33 protein-coding genes are annotated in these 26261 nt (G+C 49.5%); 17 read left to right on the forward strand and 16 right to left on the reverse strand.

Annotated features, from left to right (window positions below; genetic code table 11):
• Positions 1–4: 4 nt before the first annotated feature.
• Positions 5–2017, forward strand: a complete 2013-nt coding sequence (locus KNP98_RS12420) for a Na+/H+ antiporter (RefSeq protein WP_214811596.1) — start codon at positions 5–7, stop codon at positions 2015–2017.
• A gap of 46 nt (positions 2018–2063) precedes the next feature.
• Here KNP98_RS12420 and KNP98_RS12425 read toward each other — a convergent pair whose 3' ends face one another.
• The 4 genes from KNP98_RS12425 to KNP98_RS12440 form a co-directional block, all read right to left on the reverse strand.
• Entirely contained in the window at positions 2064–3479 is a 1416-nt protein-coding gene (locus KNP98_RS12425) for an NAD-dependent succinate-semialdehyde dehydrogenase (RefSeq protein ID WP_029329917.1), read from the reverse strand.
• 583 nt (positions 3480–4062) lie between these two features.
• A complete protein-coding gene (locus KNP98_RS12430) occupies positions 4063–5109 on the reverse strand; it encodes a phosphotransferase (RefSeq protein ID WP_214769291.1) in 1047 nt (348 codons plus the stop codon).
• 6 nt (positions 5110–5115) lie between these two features.
• Positions 5116–5973 (reverse strand): SDR family NAD(P)-dependent oxidoreductase, encoded by an 858-nt coding sequence (locus KNP98_RS12435; RefSeq protein ID WP_214803634.1) that lies wholly within the window; start codon positions 5971–5973, stop codon positions 5116–5118.
• A gap of 79 nt (positions 5974–6052) precedes the next feature.
• Positions 6053–6820, reverse strand: coding sequence for an SDR family NAD(P)-dependent oxidoreductase (locus tag KNP98_RS12440; RefSeq protein ID WP_088837043.1), 768 nt, complete (start codon positions 6818–6820; stop codon positions 6053–6055).
• Between the two features lie 122 nt (positions 6821–6942).
• Between KNP98_RS12440 and KNP98_RS12445 the strand changes: the two genes are divergently transcribed.
• Complete coding sequence (locus KNP98_RS12445) at positions 6943–7578, forward strand: hypothetical protein (RefSeq protein WP_088837044.1); 636 nt, start codon at positions 6943–6945, stop codon at positions 7576–7578.
• Positions 7579–7627: 49 nt separating this feature from the next.
• A complete protein-coding gene (locus KNP98_RS12450) occupies positions 7628–8059 on the forward strand; it encodes a DUF4362 domain-containing protein (RefSeq protein ID WP_214803631.1) in 432 nt (143 codons plus the stop codon).
• 1 nt (position 8060) lies between these two features.
• Here KNP98_RS12450 and KNP98_RS12455 read toward each other — a convergent pair whose 3' ends face one another.
• Positions 8061–8429, reverse strand: coding sequence for a hypothetical protein (locus KNP98_RS12455; RefSeq protein WP_214811599.1), 369 nt, complete (start codon positions 8427–8429; stop codon positions 8061–8063).
• Between the two features lie 105 nt (positions 8430–8534).
• Here KNP98_RS12455 and KNP98_RS12460 point away from each other — a divergent pair, with 105 nt between their 5' ends.
• Genes KNP98_RS12460 through KNP98_RS12470 form a run of 3 tightly spaced genes read left to right on the forward strand, consistent with a single transcriptional unit; the run spans position 8535 to position 10194 of the window.
• Positions 8535–8942: a MarR family winged helix-turn-helix transcriptional regulator gene (locus KNP98_RS12460; RefSeq protein WP_251135180.1), complete on the forward strand. Its 408-nt coding sequence runs from the start codon at positions 8535–8537 to the stop codon at positions 8940–8942.
• Positions 8923–9270 (forward strand): DUF3147 family protein, encoded by a 348-nt coding sequence (locus KNP98_RS12465; RefSeq protein ID WP_214811602.1) that lies wholly within the window; start codon positions 8923–8925, stop codon positions 9268–9270. The genes KNP98_RS12460 and KNP98_RS12465 overlap by 20 nt, the downstream gene beginning before the upstream one ends.
• Before the next feature lie 18 nt (positions 9271–9288).
• Positions 9289–10194 (forward strand): hypothetical protein, encoded by a 906-nt coding sequence (locus KNP98_RS12470; RefSeq protein ID WP_214811605.1) that lies wholly within the window; start codon positions 9289–9291, stop codon positions 10192–10194.
• A gap of 42 nt (positions 10195–10236) precedes the next feature.
• Here KNP98_RS12470 and KNP98_RS12475 read toward each other — a convergent pair whose 3' ends face one another.
• Complete coding sequence (locus KNP98_RS12475) at positions 10237–11103, reverse strand: NAD-dependent epimerase/dehydratase family protein (RefSeq protein WP_214803619.1); 867 nt, start codon at positions 11101–11103, stop codon at positions 10237–10239.
• 22 nt (positions 11104–11125) lie between these two features.
• Positions 11126–11422, reverse strand: a complete 297-nt coding sequence (locus KNP98_RS12480; RefSeq protein WP_251132255.1) for a hypothetical protein — start codon at positions 11420–11422, stop codon at positions 11126–11128.
• A gap of 90 nt (positions 11423–11512) precedes the next feature.
• Here KNP98_RS12480 and KNP98_RS12485 point away from each other — a divergent pair, with 90 nt between their 5' ends.
• Entirely contained in the window at positions 11513–12160 is a 648-nt protein-coding gene (locus tag KNP98_RS12485) for a hypothetical protein (protein ID WP_214803616.1), read from the forward strand.
• Between the two features lie 4 nt (positions 12161–12164).
• Here KNP98_RS12485 and KNP98_RS12490 read toward each other — a convergent pair whose 3' ends face one another.
• Together KNP98_RS12490 and KNP98_RS12495 are read right to left on the reverse strand one after the other, a co-directional pair.
• Entirely contained in the window at positions 12165–12650 is a 486-nt protein-coding gene (locus tag KNP98_RS12490) for an NUDIX hydrolase (protein WP_214803611.1), read from the reverse strand.
• Between the two features lie 17 nt (positions 12651–12667).
• Positions 12668–13204 (reverse strand): hypothetical protein, encoded by a 537-nt coding sequence (locus KNP98_RS12495; protein WP_214803608.1) that lies wholly within the window; start codon positions 13202–13204, stop codon positions 12668–12670.
• Positions 13205–13274: 70 nt separating this feature from the next.
• Between KNP98_RS12495 and KNP98_RS12500 the strand changes: the two genes are divergently transcribed.
• From KNP98_RS12500 to KNP98_RS12525, 6 genes are all read left to right on the forward strand, one after another.
• Positions 13275–13454: a hypothetical protein gene (locus KNP98_RS12500; protein ID WP_214811608.1), complete on the forward strand. Its 180-nt coding sequence runs from the start codon at positions 13275–13277 to the stop codon at positions 13452–13454.
• Positions 13455–13710: 256 nt separating this feature from the next.
• Positions 13711–13953, forward strand: coding sequence for a hypothetical protein (locus KNP98_RS12505; RefSeq protein WP_214811611.1), 243 nt, complete (start codon positions 13711–13713; stop codon positions 13951–13953).
• Positions 13954–13965: 12 nt separating this feature from the next.
• Positions 13966–14472, forward strand: a complete 507-nt coding sequence (locus KNP98_RS12510; RefSeq protein WP_214803606.1) for a GNAT family N-acetyltransferase — start codon at positions 13966–13968, stop codon at positions 14470–14472.
• Positions 14473–14658: 186 nt separating this feature from the next.
• Positions 14659–15096: an NUDIX domain-containing protein gene (locus KNP98_RS12515; RefSeq protein ID WP_088837061.1), complete on the forward strand. Its 438-nt coding sequence runs from the start codon at positions 14659–14661 to the stop codon at positions 15094–15096.
• A 16-nt stretch (positions 15097–15112) separates the two neighbouring features.
• Positions 15113–15580, forward strand: coding sequence for a GNAT family N-acetyltransferase (locus tag KNP98_RS12520; protein ID WP_214765988.1), 468 nt, complete (start codon positions 15113–15115; stop codon positions 15578–15580).
• 273 nt (positions 15581–15853) lie between these two features.
• The gene (locus KNP98_RS12525) at positions 15854–16225 is read left to right on the forward strand and encodes a YciI family protein (RefSeq protein ID WP_088837063.1); all 372 of its coding nucleotides are present in this window, start codon (positions 15854–15856) and stop codon (positions 16223–16225) included.
• A gap of 102 nt (positions 16226–16327) precedes the next feature.
• Here KNP98_RS12525 and KNP98_RS12530 read toward each other — a convergent pair whose 3' ends face one another.
• A complete protein-coding gene (locus KNP98_RS12530) occupies positions 16328–17185 on the reverse strand; it encodes a LysR family transcriptional regulator (protein WP_214803603.1) in 858 nt (285 codons plus the stop codon).
• 147 nt (positions 17186–17332) lie between these two features.
• Between KNP98_RS12530 and KNP98_RS12535 the strand changes: the two genes are divergently transcribed.
• A complete protein-coding gene (locus KNP98_RS12535; protein WP_088837065.1) occupies positions 17333–17683 on the forward strand; it encodes an ArsR/SmtB family transcription factor in 351 nt (116 codons plus the stop codon).
• On the forward strand, positions 17676–18191 hold the full coding sequence (locus KNP98_RS12540) for an SRPBCC family protein (protein WP_239456887.1): 516 nt from the start codon (positions 17676–17678) through the stop codon (positions 18189–18191). Before KNP98_RS12535 ends, KNP98_RS12540 begins: the two co-directional genes overlap by 8 nt.
• Positions 18192–18242: 51 nt before the next feature.
• On the opposite strand, the gene KNP98_RS12545 is transcribed toward KNP98_RS12540, so the two are convergent.
• Positions 18243–18896 (reverse strand): homing endonuclease associated repeat-containing protein, encoded by a 654-nt coding sequence (locus tag KNP98_RS12545; protein WP_088837067.1) that lies wholly within the window; start codon positions 18894–18896, stop codon positions 18243–18245.
• A 228-nt stretch (positions 18897–19124) separates the two neighbouring features.
• Between KNP98_RS12545 and KNP98_RS12550 the strand changes: the two genes are divergently transcribed.
• The gene (locus KNP98_RS12550; RefSeq protein WP_088837068.1) at positions 19125–20420 is read left to right on the forward strand and encodes a globin-coupled sensor protein; all 1296 of its coding nucleotides are present in this window, start codon (positions 19125–19127) and stop codon (positions 20418–20420) included.
• A gap of 144 nt (positions 20421–20564) precedes the next feature.
• On the opposite strand, the gene KNP98_RS12555 is transcribed toward KNP98_RS12550, so the two are convergent.
• The 5 genes from KNP98_RS12555 to KNP98_RS12575 all read right to left on the reverse strand — a co-directional run bounded on the left by KNP98_RS12555 (position 20565) and on the right by KNP98_RS12575 (position 25422).
• Entirely contained in the window at positions 20565–21107 is a 543-nt protein-coding gene (locus KNP98_RS12555; RefSeq protein ID WP_088837069.1) for an NADPH-dependent FMN reductase, read from the reverse strand.
• Between the two features lie 34 nt (positions 21108–21141).
• Complete coding sequence (locus KNP98_RS12560; protein WP_214811613.1) at positions 21142–22125, reverse strand: ring-cleaving dioxygenase; 984 nt, start codon at positions 22123–22125, stop codon at positions 21142–21144.
• 52 nt (positions 22126–22177) lie between these two features.
• Positions 22178–22612, reverse strand: a complete 435-nt coding sequence (locus tag KNP98_RS12565; protein ID WP_214811616.1) for a MarR family winged helix-turn-helix transcriptional regulator — start codon at positions 22610–22612, stop codon at positions 22178–22180.
• 177 nt (positions 22613–22789) lie between these two features.
• Positions 22790–23533, reverse strand: coding sequence for an alpha/beta hydrolase (locus KNP98_RS12570; RefSeq protein ID WP_251131963.1), 744 nt, complete (start codon positions 23531–23533; stop codon positions 22790–22792).
• 146 nt (positions 23534–23679) lie between these two features.
• A complete protein-coding gene (locus KNP98_RS12575) occupies positions 23680–25422 on the reverse strand; it encodes a methyl-accepting chemotaxis protein (RefSeq protein WP_214769244.1) in 1743 nt (580 codons plus the stop codon).
• 208 nt (positions 25423–25630) lie between these two features.
• On the opposite strand from KNP98_RS12575, the gene KNP98_RS12580 reads away from it, so the two are divergent.
• A complete protein-coding gene (locus tag KNP98_RS12580; RefSeq protein ID WP_088837073.1) occupies positions 25631–26251 on the forward strand; it encodes a flavodoxin family protein in 621 nt (206 codons plus the stop codon).
• The last annotated feature ends 10 nt before the right edge of the window (positions 26252–26261 follow it).

The raw sequence follows: 26261 nt of genomic DNA on the forward strand, positions 1-26261 counted from the left end.
TACTATGGAAACGTTATCATTGATTTTACTGTTACTGGCCTTAATTTTGTTGACGAACGTTATCGGACATTACATCCGTTTTATTCCGACGGCCCTGATTCAAATCATCGTCGGTACGCTCGTTGCTTTATCAATCAAAGAACTGTCGATTGAAGTCGAATCGGAATGGTTTTTACTGTTGTTCATCGCTCCCTTACTGTACAACGACAGCTCGCATTTTCCGCGGGAACAACTGTGGAAGATGCGCGGGGCGATTCTCGGCAACGCCATCGTGCTCGTCTTATTGACGACCGTGATCGGCGGATACTTCATCCACTGGATGTTGCCGGTCATTCCGCTCGCTGCCGCCTTTGCGTTAGCCGCGATTTTATCACCGACTGACCCGGTCGCGGTCAACGGGATCGCAAAACGTGTCCGGCTTCCGGAACCGATTTTAAATCTTGTCCGGGGAGAATCGTTGATTAACGATGCGTCGGGACTCGTCGCCTTTAGTTATGCCGTCACGGCCGTCATGACAGGCTATTTCTCATTACGTGAAGCTTCGTTTGAATTCGTTTATATGTTTGCTGTCGGTGCCGTCGTCGGCCTTGTCATCATCGTCGTGATGAACTGGCTGAAGATCCGGCTCCGCCGGTCAGGAATTGATGACGTCGTCTTTTATGCCCTCCTGCAAATCTTGACGCCGTTCATCATCTTTTTCGTCTCGGAAGAACTGCTTCATGCGTCGGGCGTCATCGCCGTCGTCGCCGGTGGCTTGCTTCATGCCCTGATCAAGGAACGGACGGAGACGTTCTTTGCCCAGGAACAAGTCTTGACGGATAACATTTGGACGATGATTGCCTATATCTTGAACGGGGTCATTTTCTTATTGCTTGGTTTGACATTGCCCGGAGCGACGCAGGCCATCTTCATTGATGACGCCATCAACAACTGGCGCCTACTCGGGTACGTCAGCTTAATCGGTCTTGTCATCCTCGGGATCCGCTTAGTCTGGACACTGTTCTTTAATTGGTTTGATCATCGCTTTCTTCGTAAAGAGGAGCAACGGCCACCTTCGTTCAAGCGCGACTTAATCACGACGCTCGTCGGCGTGCGCGGGACAATCACGATGGTCGGTGTGTTATCGTTGCCGTTTTTGACGGACGCCGGTGTTGCATTCCCGGAACGGTCGTTGATCATCTTCCTCGCGGCGGGCGTCATCATCTTTACGTTAGTGCTCGCGACGATTGCCTTACCGTTGCTGAGTCCAAAAGGCTCGGTCAGCCAAACGGATCTTGACTTGAATGCTCAAAAGCAACGAATGATGTTACGGGCGATTCAGGAAGTCAAACAGGCGACGAATTCCGATAATTCCCCGGTCGCGTTTGACCTGCTGAACGAATACCATGTCATGTTGCGGTTGCTGCGTGCAGAAGAGAAGAGCGAACAGGAACTCAACGTCTACAACGAACAGTTGAAGGAACTGCGCCTTGAAGCCGTCGCGTGGGAAACGGAATTCGTCAAAGCGTTCTTTAAGAACCATGACGTGCCGGATTTACTGAAAAAAGAAACGGTTGCCTCGATTGAACACCGACGCCGGGCGATTCATTCCGAATCGACGGTCCGGCTCTATCAGCCGTTACGGAAGCTGATGCGAAAACGTAAACGGTTCACGTTGTCACCGGATGAGCTGATCCGTCTGACGGAGATGGAACATGCCCTCTATGAACATGTCATCGGCGACATCATCGACCGGCTCGAGACGTGCCGTGACAAGTATCCGACGGAAGTCGTCCAAAGCGTCAAAGGACATTACTTCCGCCTCCGCGGTAAACATACGCAGTGGGCGTCACCGGTCGGCAGTAAGGGCGACGTCGAACAGCAAAAAGAAGAACTGTGCTTACGGGCGATCGAAGTCCAGCGGCAAGAAATTGCCGAAATGTCGAAGGAAGGGGACCTTTCTTCGGAAAAAGAAAAAGAGTTGCGCCGTTTCATCCACTACATCGAAAGCGTCGTTCTCTATGAATATGTCGATTAATTAAAAAAGTCCCGCCTCTGTTGTTTCAGAGGCGGGACTTTTTGGTTTAACCGAGTGACAAGTATTTGACTTCGAGATAATCCTCGATGCCGTAGACGCCGCCTTCACGACCGAGTCCACTTTCTTTGTAGCCGCCGAATGGTGCTTGGGCAGCAGACGGCGCGCCGTCATTCAAGCCGACGATGCCGTACTCGAGTTTTTTACCGAGCAGGAGCGCTTCATCGATCCGTTCAGAAAACGCATACGCCGCAAGACCGTAGGGTGTGTTGTTCGCGCGTTCGATGACTTCGTCAAGTGTCTCGAAGACCGAGATTGGTGCGAGCGGACCAAACGTTTCTTCCTGCATACAAATCATGTCTTCCGTGACGTTCGCGAGAACTGTCGGTGTAACGAAGTAACCGACCGAGTCATCGATCGTACCGCCTGTTAAGATCGTGGCACCTTTCGCAACCGCGTCGTCGATGTGTGCTTTGACTTTCTCGACGGCTTTTGCGTTAATCAAGGGTCCGATCGTTGAATCGGCGTCAAGACCGTTCCCGACTTTTAGTTTGTTCACTTCCGCGACGAACTTCTCCGTGAACGCGTCGAGCACAGAGGCTTGGACGTAAAAGCGGTTCGTTGCGACGCAGGCCTGGCCACCGTTGCGGAATTTCGAGCGGATTGCTTGTGTGACGGCTTTGTCGATGTCCGCGTTTTCCGTGACGATGAACGGTGCATGACCCCCGAGTTCAAGTGATAGTTTTTTCATCGTATCGGCTGCCTGGCGCATGATCAATTTACCGACGGCAGTAGAGCCGGTGAACGTGATTTTGCGAACACGGCGTTCGGCTTGCCAGACACCGCTGATTGTTGCGGCGTCACCTGTCAAGACGTTGATGACACCAGCCGGGATGCCTGCTTCTTCAGCAAGTTCGACGAGGCGAAGAGCTGTGAAAGGTGTTTCTTCCGACGGCTTTAAGACGACCGTACAACCGGCTGCGAGAGCCGGGGCGAGTTTTCGTGTGATCATCGCAGCGGGGAAGTTCCACGGCGTGATCGCAGCGACGACGCCGACCGGTTCTTTTTCGACGAACAGGCGTTTACCCGGAACCGATGCCGGAATTGTTTCCCCGTAAATCCGGCGTGCTTCTTCTGCATACCAGCGGACATATTGATTGCCGTAATCGACTTCACCGAGTGCTTCGACAAACGGTTTCCCTTGTTCGCGTGTCATGATGTCAGCGACTTCGTCGCGGTGTTCATTGATCAGGCGGTACCAGGCATCGATTTTATCGGCACGCGCATCCGCCGTTAAGCTTGACCAGGTGACGAAGGCATCGCTCGCCGCGTCGACTGCCCGTAGAGCGTCATCTGCCGAACTGCTTGGGACATGCCCGAGTAATTCTTTTGTTGCCGGGTTAAAGACCGGAATCGTTTGTTCTGTTTCGTACCATTGTCCGTTCACTACATTTTTTTCAATCATGTGTTGCACCTCCATGTGTTTTCATTACGTCCCTAATTAAACACCCGGAAGGCGCATTTGTGTACTTCCGCTTTGGAGGGGGGACATAACGGAATGGAATGACCTAGGAAAACTACGATTTTCAATAATGGATTGATTCAAGTCAGATTTCGTGAGAAGACACTGAACATTCACTTTAAGCCGATTGCCGAATACCGCCTGAAAAATCCAATATTGTCAGCCCGTTCCGTGTGGTCTGAAGACAACGTGCTACCTGGGAGATCAAGCGTCTGTTTTCGTTGCTTTCCTCGGGCGAGGCGCAAGCCGTTGCTCCTTTGTCCTCACGTACAAGGAGCAGGGTCTTGCCTGCCTCTGAAAAGTGCGCTAAACACGCACTTTTTCCCGTAGGAGTCAACGAAACGTGACGCTCCTTAGGGCATGCCGTGAATGAAATCCAGGCATGCAGGCGGTTTAGCGCGCAATCTGTCTTGCATCGCTTTAAAGACGAGGTGAGATAGGGAAGCGCGAACGGATTGCCTCTCGATATCGCATGTTCAAAGTTTGTTTACACACTGAAGAAACAAGTCCTGTGACTTGTTTCTTTTTAGCTTAGCAGACCGGTCAGTCGCTCACCCCGAAGAAGATATGTCTCCAAGTGAAGCTGCAGCGGATTATATTGTTCTGAATGTTGCCCGGCTTCTTGCAACAAATGTGTCGTCTGTTCGACGAAATGTAAATTGAAGCAGCCCGAGAGCCAAAGCAAGGAAGCCAGTCGCGGATCATCTTCCGGCACGAGAACGGTCTGGGAGTTGTAGTGGGAAAGTAAACTTTTCGCTAAATGACCGGACACATCATGCGACGCGATGCCTTCTGTCCGGGTATACCATTTGATCAGCCAGGCCAAATTTTGCACGCGGTCCGTTGCGCCGATATGTTCATGGTCGACAATTCCGACGATTTGTTGAGTGGTGTCCCATAAGACGTTGAGCGAATTCAAGTCGGTCGAGATGACCGATTGAGAAGAAGAATGATTGGTAGGTCTCGCGGTATCGATCTTTTGTTGGACAAGACTCAGATACTCCTGAAACGAATCCCGGACCGATTCCGGCATCGATGAAAACGAAAGCTCTTGCAAATCATGGAACCAACGCTGATAGGCCACCGTATGGTCGACGAATGGAAAGTGAAACCCTTGATAGTTGCGTGACAAATCATGCACTTGACGGGCTAATGTTCCAATTTGAGCAGCGGAATGCATCGTATTGACAGTCACGTGATGACCGTCAAGCCAGTGAAATAGGCAACATGTCCACTCCTTTCCGGTTGAATCGCGGATTGTCGTGAAAAGTCCCTCATGTATTGGTTGCACGCGTTTCATGAACGGGATGCCATTTGCCCGCAAATAATCGGTATATCGCAACTGTTCTGTAAGTAAATCCGGTGTAGAGTGGGACAGGGCAGATTCGGCATAACGCTGTTCTGGTAACAGACGAATCGAATAGGATTGACCATCAATCAAGATTTTGTAGTGTTTATCGCCATGTTTGCCGTGTGTCGTTAATGTGTTAGGGTGGACTTCCAGTGAGTGAAAAACGAGACCGAAACTTTTGACTGCTTGTTCGATCAAGGGGTAATCGTTTCTTGGATACATACATGCTTAGTCCTTTCTGCGGACAGTTGGTGCAGATGTGGAATGTTCATCTGAAAGCTGAAACGATGCCGGTTGCGTTCCATCCCGATCCGTAAAGCCGTAGTCACGGGCGAGGTCAGACACGAACAAGGCTTGACCGGTCCGGTGCATCACGGTCGAATCACTCATGAGTGCGGCGACGGCCCGGCCGACGTAAGCGGTTGTTTCGGTCGCATCACTGCCGAATCCTGCGTCCACGACTCGTTCGGTCCGCATGAAACCGGGACACAGGGCGACGGCAGCGATTCGAGACGCTTGAAGTTCCTGACCCATGACAACCGTCATCCGGTTGATCGACTGCATCGCCAAATCATAATACAGGTTTCCGGCGGCTTGATTCGGACTGAACGACGTCAAGTTGACAATCAATGCTGCCGGACTTTGTTCAAGCAACGGAACAGCGGCCCGTGTCGTCAGCAAATAGGCTTTTGGTCCAGCGACCATCATCGCGTCCCAGTGTTCCGGCGGACGTTCCCAAAACCGTTTGCCCTGTCCGGGAGGAAGCGAAGCTTCCGAACCACCGAACACACTGTTGACGAGCAGATCAATCCGACCGTGTTGCGCTTGAATCTGTTGAAACAATCGGGCAACATCATCCGGATCCGTATGGTCACAGCGGACCGCAATTCCGTGGCCACCGCGAGCCGTGACACCGGCGGCCGTCTCTTCAATCGTTTCCGGACGATTGTCGGTCGTCCCGTTCTGTGTACTGCGCCCGGTCACATAAACCGTTGCCCCGGTTTGCCCGAGTTCGTAAGCAATCCCGCGTCCGGCGCCGCGTGACGCACCGGTGACGACTGCGATTTTTCCAATCCATGCTTTCATGAAGTCCTCCGATCAAATATGTAATACATCAAACAGGGACTTTCCATGACGCTCGGAAGTCCCTGTTGCTTCGTTGTACTTAAAATCCTTTAATCGTCATCCCGCCGTCGACGAACAGTGTCTGACCGGTGATGTACGATCCGGCATCGGACGCGAGGAAGACCGTCGGACCGACGAGTTCCGTCAGTTCACCGACCCGACCGAGCGGTGTCACGTCGACGATGTCTTTTAAGTACGCCGGATCGGCCAGTAACGGCTCCGTCAGCGGCGTCTTGAAATACCACGGACCAATCGCGTTGACGCGGATATTTTTCGGACCCCATTCGAGGGCGAGGACTTTCGTCATCTGAATCAAGGCCGCCTTCGTCGTCGCATAGACGACACCGGTCCGCAAAGCGACGTGACCTGCGACCGAGGCGATGTTGATGATGTTGCCACCCGTGTCCTGCATCCGGCGTCCGACTTCCTGCGAAAACAGGAAGGCCGACTTTAAGTTCGTCTGTTGAATCGTCTCCCATTCGTCTTCCGTGACGTCGAGCGCTTTCGAGCGGATGTTCATCCCGGCATTGTTGACGAGCGTATCGATCCGGTCGACGAGCGTATAGGCTTTTTCGATCGTCGCGACGACTTGCGTCCGGTCGGTCACGTCACACGTCAGGACGAACGCCTGTCGTCCGAGTGCTTCAATCCGGCTTGCCGTCTCCCGTAAATCCGCTTCCGTCCGGGCGACGAGAATGACGTCAGCACCAGCTTCTGCCATCCCGATGGCAAGCGCCCGTCCGATGCCGCGTCCGGCTCCGGTCACGAGGGCTGTTGTTTGATCAAGTCGAAACGTCGGTAAGTACATCTAGCCACATCCTATCTTAAAAAAGTCTGTCTTTACTGTACGTCTAAATTGACTGAAAAGAAAGAAAAATGCTGTAAGTACTTAATTTTAATGTTATTATTTGGGAAAAAAGGAGGGGTGAGATGAAACGGAAAGTAGGGATAGCTATTTTGGTCGTTTGTTTTTTAGCAGCCTCTTTTCAAGTCTTCGGGCAGTATCTCTACACGACATATATTCATGAACCGGCTGACTATGCGTTTAAGTACGACATCAAACCACGTAAGCCACTCGGCTCACCAGATTTGAGGGGGCAACCTTTTCCCGCTGGTCCGATGCCTCATTTTGTTGATGTGACATTTCCGAAAGCACTCGCTTCAGTCGGCGCCATCGTGACGATCGGGTTGTTGATTTTACTGGCGTCTATGTTGAAGAGGAAACGGAACAAACGAACGGTAAAACAAAGTGGTGATACCTCTTTTGAAGAGGAGCTGAACATCTTACAAAAACCGTCAACGTCGCCGAGTAATGATACACATTCTTACCAATCAAACAATGTCTCTGAAGTCCGTCGATTGATTCAGATATTTGACCAGCGCCTTCCCGCTTCATCTAGGCGTCGACCGGAAGAGACGATGAAGGAATGGTTAGAGCGGATCGGGCTGACAGTTGATCCGGTGCTCTATCATCTCGTACGGTACGGGGAACAGGATGAGACATTATTTAAACAGGCAGACGTCGATATACTACGGCAACAGTTGCGGCGTCATCCAGGAAATTAACGCACGGTACTGTGCGTGGTGACAGCTTATTATGGTAGGAGGCAGACAAATGGTGAAGCAACGATGGGTAAGTCTTGTTTTGGTAGTCGTTCTTGTCGGATGTGGAAAAAGTTATCCGATTGAACAAGCAATCGAAAATGGTGATATTGTAACGACGCCAAGTCGTGAGAATGTGGAACGGTTCCAGACATTTTTGAACCAAGTCAATCAAAAAGGCGAGGACAGCATCCGGATCACTTCCTACACGACAGAAGGTGACCCGATTATTCAGGACGTCACGTATGACGGAAAACAGTTCAGTTATTCACTTGATTCGTCGCAAGATGAGTTCGGTAACCAAGCGGACGACCGGGACGGGGAAAGCTGTCAGGCGTTGAAAAAAGACCAAACAGACGAAACGCACGTCTATCTGTTGACGGATTGTGCCGAAGGAGAAGATCATCCGTTACTCGAAGCGACAGCAGCAGAACTCGGAAAGTAAATCAGCCTTCCGGAATCGCTTCATACAAGTACGCTTGATTTTTTTCAAAAATGTAGAGAACCCCTGTCGTGTCGCCCCGGTACAGTTTCGTTCCTGCCGGCCAGTCTGTCGCCATCCCTTCCGCTAAGGGCTCGTTTGCGGTCAATTGTTTCGTGACGGTCGCAAACGATTTGACGTCTGCCTGTGTAAGCGTCACGGGTGCATCGGATAGCTGGTAAACACGGTCTTTGATTCGGATTAAGTCGGCATCTTTGTTTTGACGGGCTTCTGCGGCGATTGTATCAGTCGTCGAAACACGTGTCGTGTCGTCGGAACAGCCGCTTAACGGGATGAGACTGACTGCGAGGGCAAGTGAGAGAATACGTTTCATAAAGTGATACCTCGTTTCTTTAGTGTAGGTGATTGGTAAAATACTTTATATATGTCGTTAATTACGATATAATCGCCTCATGCGATATATATAAGGGGGATATTGATGACGATTCATGAAGATTTTGCTAGACTCTATTACCATCTTCATCCGCAATGGAAAGAAAATTTGTCACATCAAAGCGTGCGTATTTTGCAGATGATTCAGATGACGGCACCGATTACGGTTAAACAGGTCGCTGAAAAATTTGCCCTTTCACCGAATACGGCGTCGGAACATATTAAAAAGCTGGAACAACTCGGTTATATCGAAAAAAATCGTGCTTCAGACGATCAACGGGTGGTTCATGTGAGTCTAACGAATGAAGGGTTACGCGCAGTTCGGTCACATACAGAACTCGACGTCGATCGTGTCGTGCACGTACTCCGTCAGTTATCGGCTGACGAACAACAGTCGATTCAGCAGTCATTTCGGTTACTTCGGGAGACGGCAGATGACTGCTTTTCTGATTAAGGTGCTTTCAAGCGCAGTCGTCATCGGGATCGTGACAGAAGTGGCACGCCGTTCGGTGACATATGGTGGTGTGATCGCAGCACTTCCACTCGTCAGCCTGCTCAGTCTGATTTGGTTGGTTCAACAAGGACAGTCTAAAACGGAAGTGACGATGTTCGTTAAAAGTGTACTCTATGGATTGCCGGCAACATTTTTTCTGGTGCTGATCTTATACATATTACTCAATCAAGGGGTGTCCATATTCATCAGCGTGTTACTGGCTGGTGGATGTTGGTGGATTTTTTGGACGATTCAGCAGCAAGTCGGACTTTTTATTGGCCGGCTGTAAAATAAACGTAGCAGAACGATGTCTCAAAAAGAAGATGCTTTTTTTATCCCGAAATATAAATTCAGTCACATCCGCATGCAAGAATTGCCGTTAAAACGCGTCACGTTTGAAAATCTGACTGCCCGGCAACTGGAGCGGATTCTTCGGACACAACTGTTTACCCGCTTCAGCGGTTCCGTGTTCATGACCGATTACACGACGTTTGAACAGGAAATTACGTCGGATGCGTTGCCTGACTTACATACGCTTCATCAGTCGATGTTGCCACTCGGCTGTTACACGGAAGACGGACTGCAATTTCTCTACAATCCTTACATGCGTTCGTATTGGACGACGGAGCCGGCGGGCGAACTGTTTGAAGAAGCGATGGGAAATAACAAGACTGTGACCGGGGACTTTTATTTCGATCAAGGTGCAGAATTCCTGAGTCCCGATGCGATTGATTTACAAGTGGAAGAAACATACGGAATCGATCCGGAGGCAAACTGGGTGACGATTGATTTGCCATATTCCGTCGATGGTGTGCCGTCCGCCTTACCGCAATTGGTGAAGGAACTGGCGATGCAGGAATTCGTCATCTCGTGCAGCAAAGCGAATCAGCGTCAGTATGAACAGTTCGTCCAAAGTTACGGCGTGTCCTATACACTCATTCCGCGTCCGACCAAACGTTGGTTTCGAAAAGGATACAAGTTGAAGCATCACGATATGGAAATCAATCTTTGTGACGCGTCAGAGCAGATGATTTCTGATTTTCTTCATTTGATTGAGTCGCCGTTTTTTCAGGAGCTGTGTCATTTCAAGAAAACGGTCGCGGGTCGGCGTGTTTTTCTGTTCTTCAACAACATGCGTGTCGAGTTCGAGCAGGCGTTACTGTGTGCAGATACAAGCAAAGCGCGGAACTCAAGCGCCGTCACGCCTGATTAATTCGCGTCATGGCGTCTTTCGGTATTGCTGTCAAAGATACGTTCAAAACAACTCAATCAATCGCTGCATCGTATCCGAAAACGAACGGACAGGTGTGTAGCCGAGCGTCCTAATTTTATCCGTTGTGTAGAGAGGGCATTCAACCGGTCGGTCCGGCATCTGATAGGGTTTACCGGACGCCTTTATCAGTTGCATCCGAAATTCGGTCTCGGGGATGTTGGCGTCGACTGCATGAAAGATATCTCCCGGTGTTGCGCGCCGGACGGCAAGGTGAACCATCTCCGCCAAATTATCGGCGTGAACCCAGTTGACCACATCGTCCGGATGGACCCACGTGACGACTTTTGTTTCCTGCATCCGTTTGACTTGCCGGTCGCCCCAGTAAGAATTTTCTTCGGCGCAGATCGCACCGGGACGGAGGATGATGACGTCAAGCCCGTCAGCCGCATACTGTTGTAAAATCCGTTCGGACCGTACCTTCGTCAAGATGTACGGTGCCGGATGATCGTCGCTCAGTGGCGTCGCTTCCGTTATGAGACCGCCCGCCGGTTCGCCGTAAACGGAAGTCGTCGAGATATGGAGGAACAAGGCGTGCGCGGCAAGCGCGGCAGCCGCGAGGTATTCGACTCCGGTGACGTTCGCTGCTACCGCAAGCTCGATGTCGTCCCCGAGGTAAGCAGCACAGTGGACGACGATGTCGATGTCCTGCATCGCTGTTTCAAGCGCTACGGCGTCCGTCAAGTCACCGAACGCGGGCGTAATCCCAAATTGTTTGCAACGGTCGGCTTGTCCTTCGCTTCGAACGAGTCCGCGGACTTCAATTGCTTCTTCTATAAAACGGCGGGCGATCCGTGGGCCAAGTGTTCCGCTGATTCCGGTGACGAGAATTCGTTTTCCTGTAATCTCCATAAGGATGACCTTCTTTCTGTCGTTAATTGCCGTGCTCAATCGTTTCGACAAGCGGCTCCTGATCCGTCCGATAGTCAAAACGGATGACGTCATGTTTCTTTAAAACGGATCGGTTGTCCCGCTTGCCATAAATCCGTGTTTTCCGGTCAACCGTGACTTCCGTCAACGCATAGGAGGCGTCCGGGTCCTGTTCGTCCGGTCCTAAAGAAATCTGGTCTCCTTGTATGTCGACGATGACATAGGCGTCGTCTGCCGAACAGGCACATAAAACGAATGACGTCAGGCAACTAACCAACAAGAACTGGATTTTGTATTTCAAGGATTCCACCTACACTTTCTTTAGCTAAGAAATGGCATCACGTTAAATTTTGCTCCGTATGCATAGGACGCTCACTACAGGAGGAGACAGATGAGTCGATTCGTAAAAGGTATGTTATTCGGTTTTGGATTAATTCTCGGAACTACTATAATACTCGGAGTCCTCTTCATCCGGTCGATGCAACCAGACGAGGAGCAGGAAAAAATCGTCAAACGCCAAGCGGAAGCTTATCTGGAACAACATTATGAAGAGGCCGAAGTTGTAGATGTCTACTTTGACAACATGGGGAATCATGTAGCATTTGATTACGCGGCGCAAGTCATCGATCGCAAAACAGGCATTGAGTTTTTAGTCTATCTCGATCAGTCGACAAATAAAGTTGTGGATACCTATTACGTCGAACAGTGGACAGCCGACGTGGTCGCGGTCATCCAGCCGTCAGTTGGAGCGGTGTTCGGGAACGATGCGGATTATCTTGTCCATTTTGATGAAGAAAGCGTGATGGCGTTAAATCTTCAGCCGGGTGCCGAGGTGGATTATCGTGATACGAAAATTCCACCGACAATCAGTATCACCCTTCACCGCAAGCAACAAACGACTGACAAAAAGCGTTTAAACAACTTGAGTACAACACTGCAGTCAAACAACTACCTCCTGCATGGCACGATTCAAGTCGAATATGTGGATGAAGATGGTGAGGTATTTGAAGGCGGGGAAGAATTGAAAGCAGTGTTTTAAAATGTTACTTCAAAACAGTCCAGGCATCATACGTTTCTGCCTCAATCCCTAACTGTGCCGACCGGATCCAGTCAAAGGCTTTGAGGACGAGCGGTGATGCATTGTCAGGCGTCACGTCCTGTTCCGAGACCCAGACAGCCCCGAGCGAGTCCTGTCCGTCGAACTGTTCCGGGACCGTGATGGCACCGCCGATTGCCTTGACGGTGTAGTAGACGGCGATGTGGTGGACGTCGGTGAAATTTCGCCAAAGCCACGGCAGTTTGAAGTCAATCACGCCGATGTTTTGGAGGAGTTCGATTTCGAGACCCGTCTCCTCGCGGAATTCGCGGCGCATCGCATCGGCTAACACTTCACCGTCTTCGAGGCTGCCTCCCGGGAGGTCATAGCGGTTGATATACGGACCGCCATTTTTGTTGATGACTAATAATTGATGGTCCTTTACGAGCAGGCCATAGACGCCAAACGCGCGATGGCAGGTGGTTACTGACATATGTAACGACTCCTTTTTCAGTTGATAGTGTGCTGCAAGATGGTGATCAGGGAATGGAACAGACCTATGAGATAGTCGATTCCCAAGAACAGGATCCAGACGGCAAGCGGGATTTCAAGACTCATCAATGCCTGCGTCCATCGGTACGTCGCTTGTCTTTTTCGTAAATAACAATCGACCGTAAAGAACAGGACGGCAGCAATCACGCTGAGGAAAGCGATAAGTGGGTTGAGGACAAGAAAAACGAGACCGAACGATACATGGAGTATGCTGGAAAGAACGACTTCTTTTGCATTCTTTGCTTGGTTTCGGTAGATGAATCGACTGAGTGTCTCACTCAAAATCGATGTCGTCCCACCATAAAGGAAGATGACCGGAAAGCTGTACATCAAATAGGCAGGAATACTGATGATCACGGTCGAGAGATAGCGCAGGATTGAATAACCGATATCAGCACTCGGATCCGGTACGAACAGTCCGAGTACGATCGCAAACAGTGAACCTGCAAGTGAGGCGGCGATGATTTTGCGGTAAAAGACTAGAATCACGTCCATTTCTTGAGGCTGCGTGTATTCAAATGAATGAATGTCCGAGTATACTAGCGATATAGGAGGTTGATGCAAATTGAAGAAAAATTATACAGTCATATTTCTCCTGCTGTATGCTGCCGTCATCATGGGGGGACTTGGACTGAGTAACCTGTTTGACTCCGCGATGCTCGTCGGCGCTGGTTTAGGAACGCTCTTCCTGCTGTGTGCACTATTATTTCTCGGAAAAAAGCAAAAGGGACCGAAGATACAGTAATTTCTAGCGTTGTGTCTTTTTTTAGCAGACGGGATGTTTCAATCAGTCATGGAACGGATCTCACAACAGCGACGGGCTAAATCAATTGCTTTTCGTTTAATAAACATGAATGTTCCTGACTTGAGCGATGATGAGGCACGGCATTCTATATGATTATAATTATAAAATATAGGAAAAGGAAGGAATAATTGGATTTATTAACGAGGGATAATGTACTAAAAGAAAAAGTGAGATGATGCAGAACGGAGGACACTAGATGTTTGCGAGAATCAAAAATCCACAACAAGATCGCCTGGCGACAAACGTAACGATTACCGGAATGCTCCTTTTTATAGTCACGCAGTGGTTTTTTGTCCTGTACGTGACAATGTTCGTCCTGTACGTGTTCAGTTTTCGGGACACGTCGAAAAATCCGTTGTCTAAAACCATCGCTGTCAATACGACGGGCCTCCTGTTATTATGGCTGCTCGTGTTTTTGTTGCAACAATTCTTGAGATGAAGAAGGGATAACATGAACATACTACTGACGAGCTGTACCGCGAAAGACATAGAAGCACTCTATGCCTTTGAAACCGAAAACCGTCTCTACTTCGAACAATCGATTCCTTCACGGGGCGACGCCTATTACTTGCCGGAGACGTTCAAGGAACGGCACGCGGCGCTCCTGCAGGAACAGCAAGACGGCAGTTCGTTCTTTTACCTGATCAAGGACGAAGTCGGAACAATTCTCGGTCGGATCAATCTGGTCGACCGGAACCAAATCGAAAAAACTGCTCAACTCGGCTACCGGATCGGACAAATACATGCGGGAAAAGGAATCGCCAAAGAAGCCGTCCGCTTGCTACTCGAACAATGTCGGGAACACGACATTGATGAAGTCCAGGCCAAAACGACGGATGCAAACATCGCTTCACAAAAAATATTGGCGCATAACCGATTTGAGCGTACAGACAAGAAAGAAGAAGTGGAATTCAACAGTCAACGGATACAGTTGATGCATTACAGCTGGAGACGGTAAGGTGTTGTTAGCAAATTTTCCCATTGAGCGGAGTCATTTTTTTGGGGGAGTAAGTGGTCGCTCAGTCTTAGTTTCGCTTTACCTATTCGAATAATACAATTTAATAAGGCAGTTATCTTGTTTTAAATGGAATATGTTGTAGTGATTAAGTTAAAAAATACCATCTGTTCATGGGGGGAGTAAGGAATGACTGTACGGAAAAATATCGTCTATAACGTCTTATTCAATGAGACGCGGGATCAGCTGTTGATGGTCAAAAACATCGGCCCGTCGTATTCGTACTACACGCTACCGGGCGGGACGGTCGAAGCAGGTGAAACCTTACCGGAAGCAGCGATTCGCGAAGCGAAGGAAGAGACCGGTTTTGACGTCGAAGTCGGAGACTTGTTACACGTCAGTGAAGCGTTTTTCCCGCAAGTCGACGAACACTGCCTGTTCTTCTTTTTCACATCGGAAATCGTCGGTGGTGTCATCGGGACCGTCTTCCCGGATGAAATCGAAGACATCACATGGGTTGCGATTCCGGACGCCGTCCGCTACATGCAGCTCGAGCCGGAGTATGAACACATCTTGACGAAACAACAAACGGTGCCGTATATCTTCAATGGGCAAATCACACATTAAGACGGGAGTGTAATCGATGCGAATCATCGAAACAACGGACGTCGACGTCCTGGCACGACTCAACCGGTACGTCCATGAGCCGCATGTGCGTCAGCAGCCGCATCATTTTAAGCCGTACGACGTTGATGCCGTCCGTGCCTTTTTTACGAAAATCGCCGGGGAAGCGCTGTATCAGTTCCTGGTCCTTGAAGTGGAGGATGAAGCAATCGGTTACGCGTGGATTGAGTACGTCAGACGTGCTGAGAGTGCATTTAAGTTTGCTGAGGCGAAAGTCCGTGTCCATCACCTCTGTATCATGGATACGAAACAGCAGAACGGCTACGGTCGCCTGTTGCTCGAAGACATTGAACGGCGGGCACGTGAGCAGGGAATACATAAGGTTGAACTGGATTACTGGATGAGCAACGACGGGGTCGAGGTCTTCTACGAGCGAATCGGTTTTGAAAAAACGCGGCAGGTCGTCGCGAAATCGCTTGATTACTAATAGGAAGAAGGATCTAGGAACGGATAATATAGAATTGAATTTTATTTTTGGATTGTTGCGTATTGCGGTACTCGTCATGGCGATTCCGTCAATGGTGTACGCGCTGTATCTGTTACGCAAGATTGCAAATAAATAAGAAACCCCTTGTTTCCGTCAGGGAGACAAGGGGTTTTTCTGTTAAATAAGGGACTTGAGCGAGTAAGTCAACTGAAATCAGGGTATTTTTTTTTAAGAGCGACGTGTCAGGAAAGCCTTAGAACTAGGAGGGATTGGATGTACTTTCTATTCATCGGCTATTACGATGCAGAAAAGATGAATCAGTCCTCGCAAGAAGAGCTCGATGCCGTCATGGAACGCTGCAATCCACCATTGGAACAGTTTTTTAAGCAGACGCGTGTCTTGCAGGAGTGGCACCCGGGAGCGGACACGAAACAAGCCAGATTGTCAGGTGGTCAGATTGAACGGCAGGATGGACCGGATACGCGTAAAGCGGAGCAAATCGGCAGCCTGATCCTTTTTGAAGCGGATGATTTGGAGCAGGCCGTCGACTTGGCGCTGCTCCATCCGACGACGCAACTTGCGGAAGCGGAACAGTACGGCTGGCGGATGGAAGTGCGGCCGCTGCTTGATGTCAAGGATGCTTAAGGTCAAATTAGCCACTTGCCGGGTTATATGTAAAAACAAAGCTCGACTTCCCGAAGCACAACGGGAACTCGAGCTTTGTTTTCGTATAGTGGATCATCCGTTTTAGTCATGACCAATCAAACCGAGCAATGTCTTGTGATGCGTCGCGTCACGCGTCAGAAGCGATAATTCACGTTTGACATCGAACCCTGTAATCGGCAATGTCCGGATTTCCGGGGGAAGCCCGTCCTGGAAAATCTCCGGTAAGATGGCAATCCCGAGCTTAGCACGGATGAAACCGAGCACGCTTGACCCGAACTCCATTTCGGAAGCAGCCGTATAAGTGGCACCGCGCGCCTGGAACGCCGTCTTTAAGATGTTCGTCGAGTCGCAGTCGGTCGGTAACGACAGAAACGAAGCAGCCTCAATCTGGTCGAACCGGACGTCGTCGCACCCCGTAAACCGTTCATCTTCACGGTGGAAATAGAGTAAAAACTGTTCCGTATAAAGATGCGTCGACGGATACGGATGGTCGATTTTCCGGTCGTCGAGCAGGACACCGTCGTAATGGTGTTGCTCGAGTCCTGCCATCAATTCGACATACGTATGGGCCGTCTTGATTTTGAGTTCCGGACCGTTTGCCGACGGATGGAGCGCCAAGTGTTGCGGCAAGTAGGACATCGCGACACTCGGCCATGACCCGAGTGTGAACTTAACCTGACCCTGCAATTGGTCGATTTGCCGTTGCATGTCGCTCAGTTGCGACAAAATCTGTAAGGCTTGAGCATAAACGATTTCGCCGGCTGGCGTCAAAGCGACCCCCGTCGCCGAGCGGTGAAAGACGTTTGTACCGAGATCGTGTTCTAAATTCTTAATCTGTTTACTGAGTGCCGGTTGTGTCAGATGTAACAGCTCACTCGCTTTCGTCAAACTTTTTGTTTCAGCCGTCATCTGAAATGCTTCCAACCATTCCGTTTTCATTGAAATCCCACGCTTTCTTCGTCGTTCACTGTGATTGACGATACAGCAGAACCGCTCGTGGCGACAATCAATTCGCTCAAATTTATATATTCCTCTTTTGGAATATTCCTTTTTGGGTATATAGAAGATATAGAAGAGGTGACAGCCATGACAGAACCGATGTTACAGATCATCGTCGCCTTAGCAGACGCAAACCGTCTTGCGATCGTCGACTTGTTGAAACGGGGACCGTTGACGGTCGGAGAGATTGCGGAGCGATTGAGTTTAAATCAACCGCAAGTCTCGAAGCACTTGCGGACGCTACATGATGCTGAGATCGTTCAGGTAAAACCGCTCGGTAATCGGCGGATCTATCATTTGCGTCCGGAAACTTTTTTTAAGCTGACGGCGTGGAGCCAATCATTCGAACAACAAGTCGAGGAACGGATGTTACGCCTTGAATCGTATCTTTTAGAGCTGCAGGAAAAACCAACTGAAGGAGTGACGGATGATGACTGAAAAGTTGAAAACGACGCTTGACGGATCAACCTTAATCATGGAGTGGACGTTTGATGCACCGCGTGACCTGGTCTTTTCTGCTTTCACAGAAAAAGATCACCTCGAGGCATGGTGGGGACCAGCCGGCTGGGAGACGGAAATCAAGCAGTTCGAGTTCGTCCCGAACGGCATTTGGCATTACTGCATGCGGTGTCAGGATCCGGCACAAGGAGACTTTTACGGGATGGAGTCATGGGGGAAAGCAATCTTCCGGAGTATCGACGCCCCGGTCCGTTATGCCCATGCCGATTATTTTTCCGACGAGGCAGGAACGATTTCTGAAACCTTACCAGGAAGCGAAAATGAGACGACATTCGAAGCGCTTGACGGAAAGACGCGGGTCATCTTCCGGTCTGATTTCGGGTCAGCGGAAGCCGTCCGTCAAGTTCTTGAGATGGGAATGAAAGAAGGGTTCACGTCACAATTAGAACGGCTTGACCACTGGTTAGCTGTCAACGTAAACACATGATAAGTCGAAGAAGGACGATCCTCGAGCGGGATGGTCCTTTTTTTACGGTCGTCACGCTTCGAAATCATGAGCTTCATAATACCGGACGGCTTCCCGCCAACTCGAAAACCGTTCAATCAATAATGTTAATGAAGGCGCATGGTGTTCGCGCGCCCACCGTGCATACGTCTGACTCGTCAAACGATCACCTAGTTCGTCCGCGGCTTGCCGTAATCCATTGAGACAGTCTTCGTTCGTAAAACAGCCGTTTGAGGACAAAGCAAACTGTTCCAACGCATTTTTCCACGTCCCGTAATGGCGGATGATCGTATTGCTGCTGACCATGCGACGCTCGGTCTCGCGTAAGTCGGAATAGCGTTTAATCGTCACGCGCGTTCCGTATGTTTCGACGTAATGAGCGATGCTTTGTTCCACCGTCCAGCGCTTTTTTGGTCCTGTTCCTGGTTTTGGTCGGTTCAATGTCGACAGTTCTGCCGGTGTCAGTTGTCCTTCCGTGATGACACCCGCTTCCTGCAATAAATTCGTCCAAGAGTCAAAACGCTGTTCGAGTTCTTCGAGTGGCGGATAGGGAAGATAGGCAGCGAGCTTTTGATAATGTGCTGCTCTCATCGGCTCTGGGTGAATATGATGGAGTCCTTGAATCAAGCGGATAATTTTTTGATAGTCCGTCAAATCGGGTTGAAGTGCGTGAGTGGTCTTTCGCATAGCGGAGTCTCCCTTAAAGTGGTGAAAAACTTAAATCTAGTGTAGCAGTTCGTCACGGGTTCGTTAACTAACAAAACCGTAAGATAAGGAAATAATTAATCAACGACTACGATAAGCCGATCCTCCATATGATTTTGTTCTAGAAAAGAAAAAAGTGTGTTGAAAGCGTTTAATATCTGGAAAATGAACCGATACTAGGGAGGGAACGAATGACTGGGGGAATGGATGATGAAATGGTGGTCAGCGAACCGACAAGGAAACGACTTTGAGAAAGCACGTGCGTCGGTCGCAAGCGAAGTCGAGCTCGAACTCGGGACAGATTTAGTGAAACAACTCCGATTGATTGATTTAACGGTCGAGGATTTACAAAACGTCCGGGTCATCCGTGATGACGTTAAAGACTGGATGCCACAGATGGTCGATGCCTTTTATGCAGAACTCGTCCGTGTGCCGGAACTCAAGCAACTGATTGAACGGCACTCGACACTTGAGCGGTTAAAAGGGACGCTTGCGACGCACATTTTACAAATGTTCGAAGGTAAAGTGACGACAGATTATATTGCGGTACGGCAACGGATTGCCATGCGTCATGTTCAGATCGGCCTACATAATAAGTGGTACATCGCCGCTTTTCAGAATGTATTAAACGTCTTTAGCGGACACGTCGAACGAAGTACTTGGCCGGAGCTCGAAAAGATGAAAATGTTGCGTTCTGTCGGGAAGTTATTCAATCTCGAACAACAAATCGTTTTGACGATGTATGAAGCGACTGTCGACGAGGAACGTCAAGGTGTGCTGGAGACGAAACAACGCGTCGGTGCCGCCGTCCAAAAATCAACCGAGGAACTGGCGGCGATGAGTGAAGAATCGTCAGCGAGTTTCCAGGAGATGGAGCGGCATGCGAACAACGTTTCGATGACGACGGAGAAAATCTCAAGTCAGTTGGCAGAAGCCGTCAAAGAGGCGGAAGATGGTGTCAAGTTGGTCGAAGCAGAGACACAACGCTTCGAAGCCGTCGTCACGGACATGAAGGCGACGACGGAACAGGTCGCCCAGCTCGCCTTCTTGTCGCAAGAAATCGAGCGGATCGCCGCGATGGTAACAGCAATTTCCGATCAGACGAATTTACTGAGTCTGAATGCTTCGATCGAAGCGGCACGCGCCGGCGAGATGGGGCGCGGTTTTACCGTCGTTGCCCAGGAAATCCGCAAGTTAGCGGAAGAAAGCAAACGGTCAGCCGCGGAAGCGTCCGATATCGCGCAGGAAATCACGTCGAAAATGATGACGGTCTCGAGTCAGATGGCGGGAACGGAACAGTCAGTCACGCAGACGACGAATGAAATGGCGCGTGTCGTCTCGGCCTTCACGATGATTTCGAATCAGACGATCCATGTCTCAAAACAACTCGTCGACTTGTCGAGCGATACCCAGGATGTCGCCGGCACAATCGAAGGAATGCGGACCGTCGCAGAATCAATTGCCGAGACGGCGGATGACCTGCAGGAAGTCGCAACGACGTTATGACGGAAGTTGCGAACTAAAAGGCGTAGCTCCCGCTTCGGAACTACGCCTTACGTCTATAAAAGAGTAGCAATCAGGTGACTTCGGTATCGTGCCGGAGTCGCTTTTTTAGTGCGCTTGCATAGGTGTTTCACCACGATGCGGTGCTCAGCGAATCGTTTTTAAGGCCGTCGCCCACGGGATGACCTGGTCAAGCATCTGGTTCACGGAAGTTTCCTGGACGGATGCCGCCTTTAACACAGCTCCATTTTCAAAATCCGTGAACAATGATAAAGCGGGGTGGACCCGGACATCGGCAACCATCAATTCACCTAAGATGCCGCGCAAATGTTCTGCCGCACGCGCACCGCCGACTGAGCCGTAGGAGACGATTCCTGCCGCTTTGTTATGCCACTCGACCCGGAGGTAATCAAGGGCATTTTTTAAGGAAGCGGAGATTGAGTGGTTGTACTCCTGGGTGATGAAGACAAACCCATCTTGCGCCGCAATTGCTTCAGACCAGGCGGCTGCTCCTGTTGCGTCGCCGTCCTTTTCACCAAGCAGCGGTAATTTGTACTCGGCGATGTCGATGATCGTATAGTTGGCGTCGCCGCGTTGGTCGGCCAGTTGTTTGACCCAGCTGCCTACCTGCGGACTTAAACGGCCTTCCCGTGTTGAGCCTAAGATGATGCCGATGTTTAATTTTGTCATGATCGTTTCCTCCTCTTGAAGTAGTGTTTCCTTCTTAAAGATATTCTTTTTCAATCGTCCGTGTGCTTCGGACGGTATCGATCGGACGGACCATTTGTTCAATCTGTTGCCGTTGGGATTCGAGGAATGGTGGCAAGGATAACTTTTCTCCGACCGTTTCGTACGGCTCATCGCCTAGGAAGCCGGGACCGTCTGTCGCCCATTCGAACAAGACACCGCGGGCGACCCGCGCATAAAGCGATTCGAAGAAGAACCGGTCGACGTAGCCCGATGTGTTGAATTGTAACTGGTGCATCCGCTCAATCCATTCAGTTAACGCAGCCGTGTCTTCGACGCGGAACGCGACGTGGTGGACGGTGCCGAACCCTTGACGTCCACTCGGCAGTAACAGGTTATGCTCGACGATGACCTGGGCACCGTTTCCGCCTTGACCCATCTCAAACAGATGCAGGGAACCGGCTTGATCGATTTCCCGCATCAGCATCGCTTTTTCCAAGACGTCTTTTAACCGGTCGAATTCCGCGATCCGGATGTGAATCGGACCTAAACCGGTAATCGCGAATTCTAATGGAACGGGACCGTTTTGCCAAGGCGTTCCGGAGACGATGCCTTCGTTCAACTCGTCTGAAATCAGCATGTACTGCTGGTCATCAAAATCGACGAACGAGAGCGTCTGTTTCCCGAACTGTTCCTTGATGCCGCGATGCTTGACGTCATATTTATCAAACCGTTTAATCCAGTAGTCAAGCGCTGCATCCGTCGGGACGCGAAAAGCAGTTTTAAAGATTTCATTTGTACCGTGTGTTCCTTTTGGAATGCCGGGGAAATCAAAGAATGTCATATCCGTCCCGGCTGACCCTTTATCGTCAGCGAAAAATAGATGATAGGTCTGAATGTCATCCTGGTTGACGGTCTTCTTGACGAGACGCATCCCTAAGACATTTGTAAAGAACGCATAGTTTTTCTCGGCACTGCTCGTAATTGCCGTGACGTGGTGGATTCCTTTTAGTTCATTCATGAAAATCGCTCCTTTGATTATTATCTCGAATTCGAGATATCTATTAAAAAAATTAATGGTTTTGTGCCTGATAGCCGACTTTTTTAGCAGTGTTAATCAACGCTTCGATGTCAGACGGTTCAATTCCTTCGAACACCTGATTGATTGTTTTTTCATGTTCCGGAAAAATCGTAGCCATTAATGTCTGACCTTCAGGTGTCAGTTCGACAAATGTCACGCGCCGATCAGTTGGACACGCCTGTCGGACGACGTAATTCTTTTTTTCAAGCTTATTGATGACATAGGTGATGCTGCTGCTCGTAATCAAGACTTTTTTACCAATCAGTTGAATCGGTTGCCTTCCTTTATGGTACAGCAACTCGAGGACAGAAAAATCGGTCGGATTTAGTCCGGACTTCGCAACATCCTGTTTGATCACTTCATGAAGCGCATCGACGGCCCGAACCATGACGGTCAACGCTTTTAAGTTCGGATTCGGCTGTTCCATGTCGTTCACCTCAATTTGTCTTTGATTCAAATATCTTTAATTCGAGATAAATATAACACCGACCGATTTCGTCGTCAATCGTTTTGATTCTCTGCATGCTGACGATATAAAAAGAGGCATCCCGTAGCATACAGGGTGCCTTAAAACAATTTGAACTTGCTTTTCCGTGCCTGTCTTCTACCACGTCAGCTCGTTTAAGAAGGTAAGAATCTCTTCATTGATGTCGTTTCTGTCCTGACCTAACGTCATCAAGTGTTTTGATTGGGCAAACCCCTTAATTGATTTTTGATCTGACGCCACGCGGTTAAAAATCTCCTCGGCACTTTCTTTGTATAGGGGCGCGTCTAATTCTCCGTACAGAATGCGAATCGGCGAATCGATTTGCACCAAGTTGTTCCGTGTTTGGTTGACGAGCTGTTCAAAATCGACTAATGAATCAACGGGGAGATGCCGGAGCGCTTCCATTTCTGACTCGATTTGCTGCTCCTCTTTCCCTTCAATCTGTTTATAGCGTCGGGCATAATATAGCAGCCGTTTTTGCAAGGAACCGGCTTTCTTGTACATCGGCACAGACAGTGTTACAACACCGTTGACCTGCAATTCCTGTCCCAGTTTTAACGCAAGGACACCGCCAAGTGAAATACCGACGACGGCGATTTTTTCAAATCCTTTGTCCTGCAACAGTTGATAAGCGTCGAGTGCATCCTGCCACCAGTCGGCTGGTCCATAGGTCAGAAGGTCTTCTGCCGGCAGACTATGACCACTAAGTACCGGGGTGTAACACGAATACTGATTTTGCTGCAAATAACGTCCGAGCGGTTTCATGTCGTTCGGACTACTTGTAAACGAGTGTAAGAGGAGAACGGCGCGTTCACCTCCTTCATAATAGACGGGTTTGAGCGGTGATAGTTTGATGACCATAAGATGCCTCACTTTCTAGGTGTCGATTTGATTTTACGTTAATCCAATCATGATTGCGCAGTACCGGCGAGTGGCGTCTAACAATAGAAAAACCCAAACAGTTCACTTTTTCAAGTGTATCCCATTTGGGCACTGCGCGGTTTTCATTATAACGAGAATTTGTTCGTTTGATCTTCCAAATGACGAGAAGTTGTGTTGAGGGTCGCGACAAGCGTATGCAGGCCCGTAATCGTCGCAATCATTTGTTCAGAAGCGGCTGCGACTTCCTCATTGCTTGCCGTATGTCCCTCTGCGACCGTCGCGATTTCGTGCAAGGCACTGCGGATGGTTTGTTCCGACCGGGTGACTTGTGTCATCTGATCGGTCATTTGTGCCATCGACGAGGCGACACTTGTGACATGTTCAGCGAGGTGACGGAACGAAGCATCCGTCTCTTTAATATCCGTTTGTCCGGACACTGTTTCCTGCAGCGTCAAAGCAAAACTGCTTTCCATCTGCTGCGTGTTTTCCTGGACGCTTTGGACGATTGCCGCGATTTCGTTAACACTGCTTGCGACATGGTTCGACAGTTTTTTGACTTCGGACGCGACGACAGCAAAGCCTTTTCCTTGTTCTCCGGCACGTGCTGCCTCAATCGCGGCGTTCAGTGCAAGCAGATTCGTCTGCGCGGCGATGTCGCGAATGATTGTGACGAGCGCTTGGACTTCCGTCGATTGTCGTTTCAGGTGCTGGATTTGGTCTGTTGAAGCGTGAACTTGTTGATGGATCGTTTCCATCCGACTGACCGACCGTTCCATTTGGGAACGTCCGGCGTCTGTCATGTCACGCATCTCAGCTACCGTCATCTGGACCTGTTCACCTTCCGTCGAAGTCGCCCCGATTAATCGCGAGAATGCATCCATTTCATCCGTCAATGATAACGTGACGTGGGTCTGACTTTCGGTCCCGGTCGCGATTTCGGTCATCGTCTGTGCGATTTGTGTTGAACCGTCGAGGACTTCCGTTGTACTGTCGTCGATCGATTGACTCGTCTCATGGACGAGAAGTGACGTCTGCGAGATGTCGGTGATCATCGTCCGTAACATGTCGTTCATCTGTTTAATCGAGTGGGCGAGCGAATAAATCTCATCATGCGATTTGATTTCGAGCTGGGTCAGTTGTGTATCCGCCTGCCGAAGTTGCCCGGCCGCGATGTTTTCCGAGACGGCTTGGAGCGTCTCGAGCGGTTTCAGCTTCCGTCCGAGCATATAGTACAAGGCAGCTAAGGTGAGTGCAAGTAAAATCAGTAATAAACCGATGAAGAGCGGTAGGTTTTGTTTGAGTAAAGTTGTCGACAGCGCATCGACGTCTTTTGCAGCGATATCGACACCTAATATGCCGATGATTGTGTTCGAGGCATCTTTCAGCGGTACATAGACGCTGACGTATTGTCCGTATTCCGGATCATCAATCACGTCCGTCGTATGGGTCTCACCGTTCAAAACGTGTTTCATGTCCTGCGCGACGGCACCTGTCGCCGGGTCATTAATGGCTGCGGCTTCTGCTTTCGGTAGACCGTCAATCAACAAATTGACTTTATTTTGGTCGATCGTTGCCGTATAGGCATACAGTAAACCGTTTTGCTGACGTAACGTATCAAGTGATTCACGAAGCGTTTCATAATTCTCGGAAGCGGTCGGATTGCTCAAAAATTCAGCGTAGGCAGCCGTGTCGAATGTTTTTGCGATGCGAAGAGCGTCTTGTTCCGCTGTTTTTTTAAGCGTCGAAACCGCTGTTTGGTTCGTGTTGTAATAAAGGGCGGCACTACTAAAGAGGAAAAAAATGATGAGGATGGAGCTGATGATCAGTAACAAACGTGTACGAATGGAATGGGTTCTTGCTTCAGTCATAGATGGACCTCCTGGTGGATTTCTAGTTGGTGATATATATACTATCGGTCTGAAAATTATTTTTTCGATGTTTTAAAATAAAAGTTCAATTTTTTTGAATGGAGAAGTTGTGACGGTTTAAAATGCAGGACGGTCAGGTTTGACAAATCAAAAACAAAGGAATTATAAAAAAGTACGTGAATGCTAGACAATAAGGGAGTTGAGACTTATGACAAAAGCTTTATTTTTAAATTGTTCATTAAAATCGTCAGATGAATTATCGAATACGGAAGCCTTAATCAACGAAGTGATTGCTTATTATCAAGACTTTGACATCGAGTCGGAAATCGTTCGCGTCGTCGATTATAACGTCGCCTATGGCGTGACGACTGACGAGGGAGACGGGGACGAGTGGCCGGTAATTTTTGAAAAGGTAAAGGCTGCTGACATCGTCGTCATCGGGACACCACTTTGGCTCGGTGAGAAGAGCAGCATCGCGACGCAAGTCATTGAACGGTTGTATGGCGGCAGCGGGTTAACAAATGAGAAAGGGCAATACATGTATTACAACAAAGTCGGGGGAGTCATCGTCACGGGGAACGAGGACGGGGCGAAGCATGCATCGGCGTCGATCCTTTACGGATTATCACATATCGGCTTTACGATTCCGCCGAACGTCGATACGTACTGGGTTGGCGAAGCGGGACCGGGTCCGTCCTTCATTGAAGCAAATGGAAAAAACAACGCGTTCACGCAAGGGCATGCGAAAGTCATGGCCTACAACTTGATGCATTTCGCGAAGCTGCTGCAAGCTCACCCGATCCCGGCTGAAGGCAACGTCGTTGAATAATCTACTTTCA

Origin of the sequence: Exiguobacterium sp. s127 (genome assembly GCF_018618695.1) — a bacterium.
Classification (GTDB): domain Bacteria; phylum Bacillota; class Bacilli; order Exiguobacteriales; family Exiguobacteriaceae; genus Exiguobacterium_A; species Exiguobacterium_A oxidotolerans.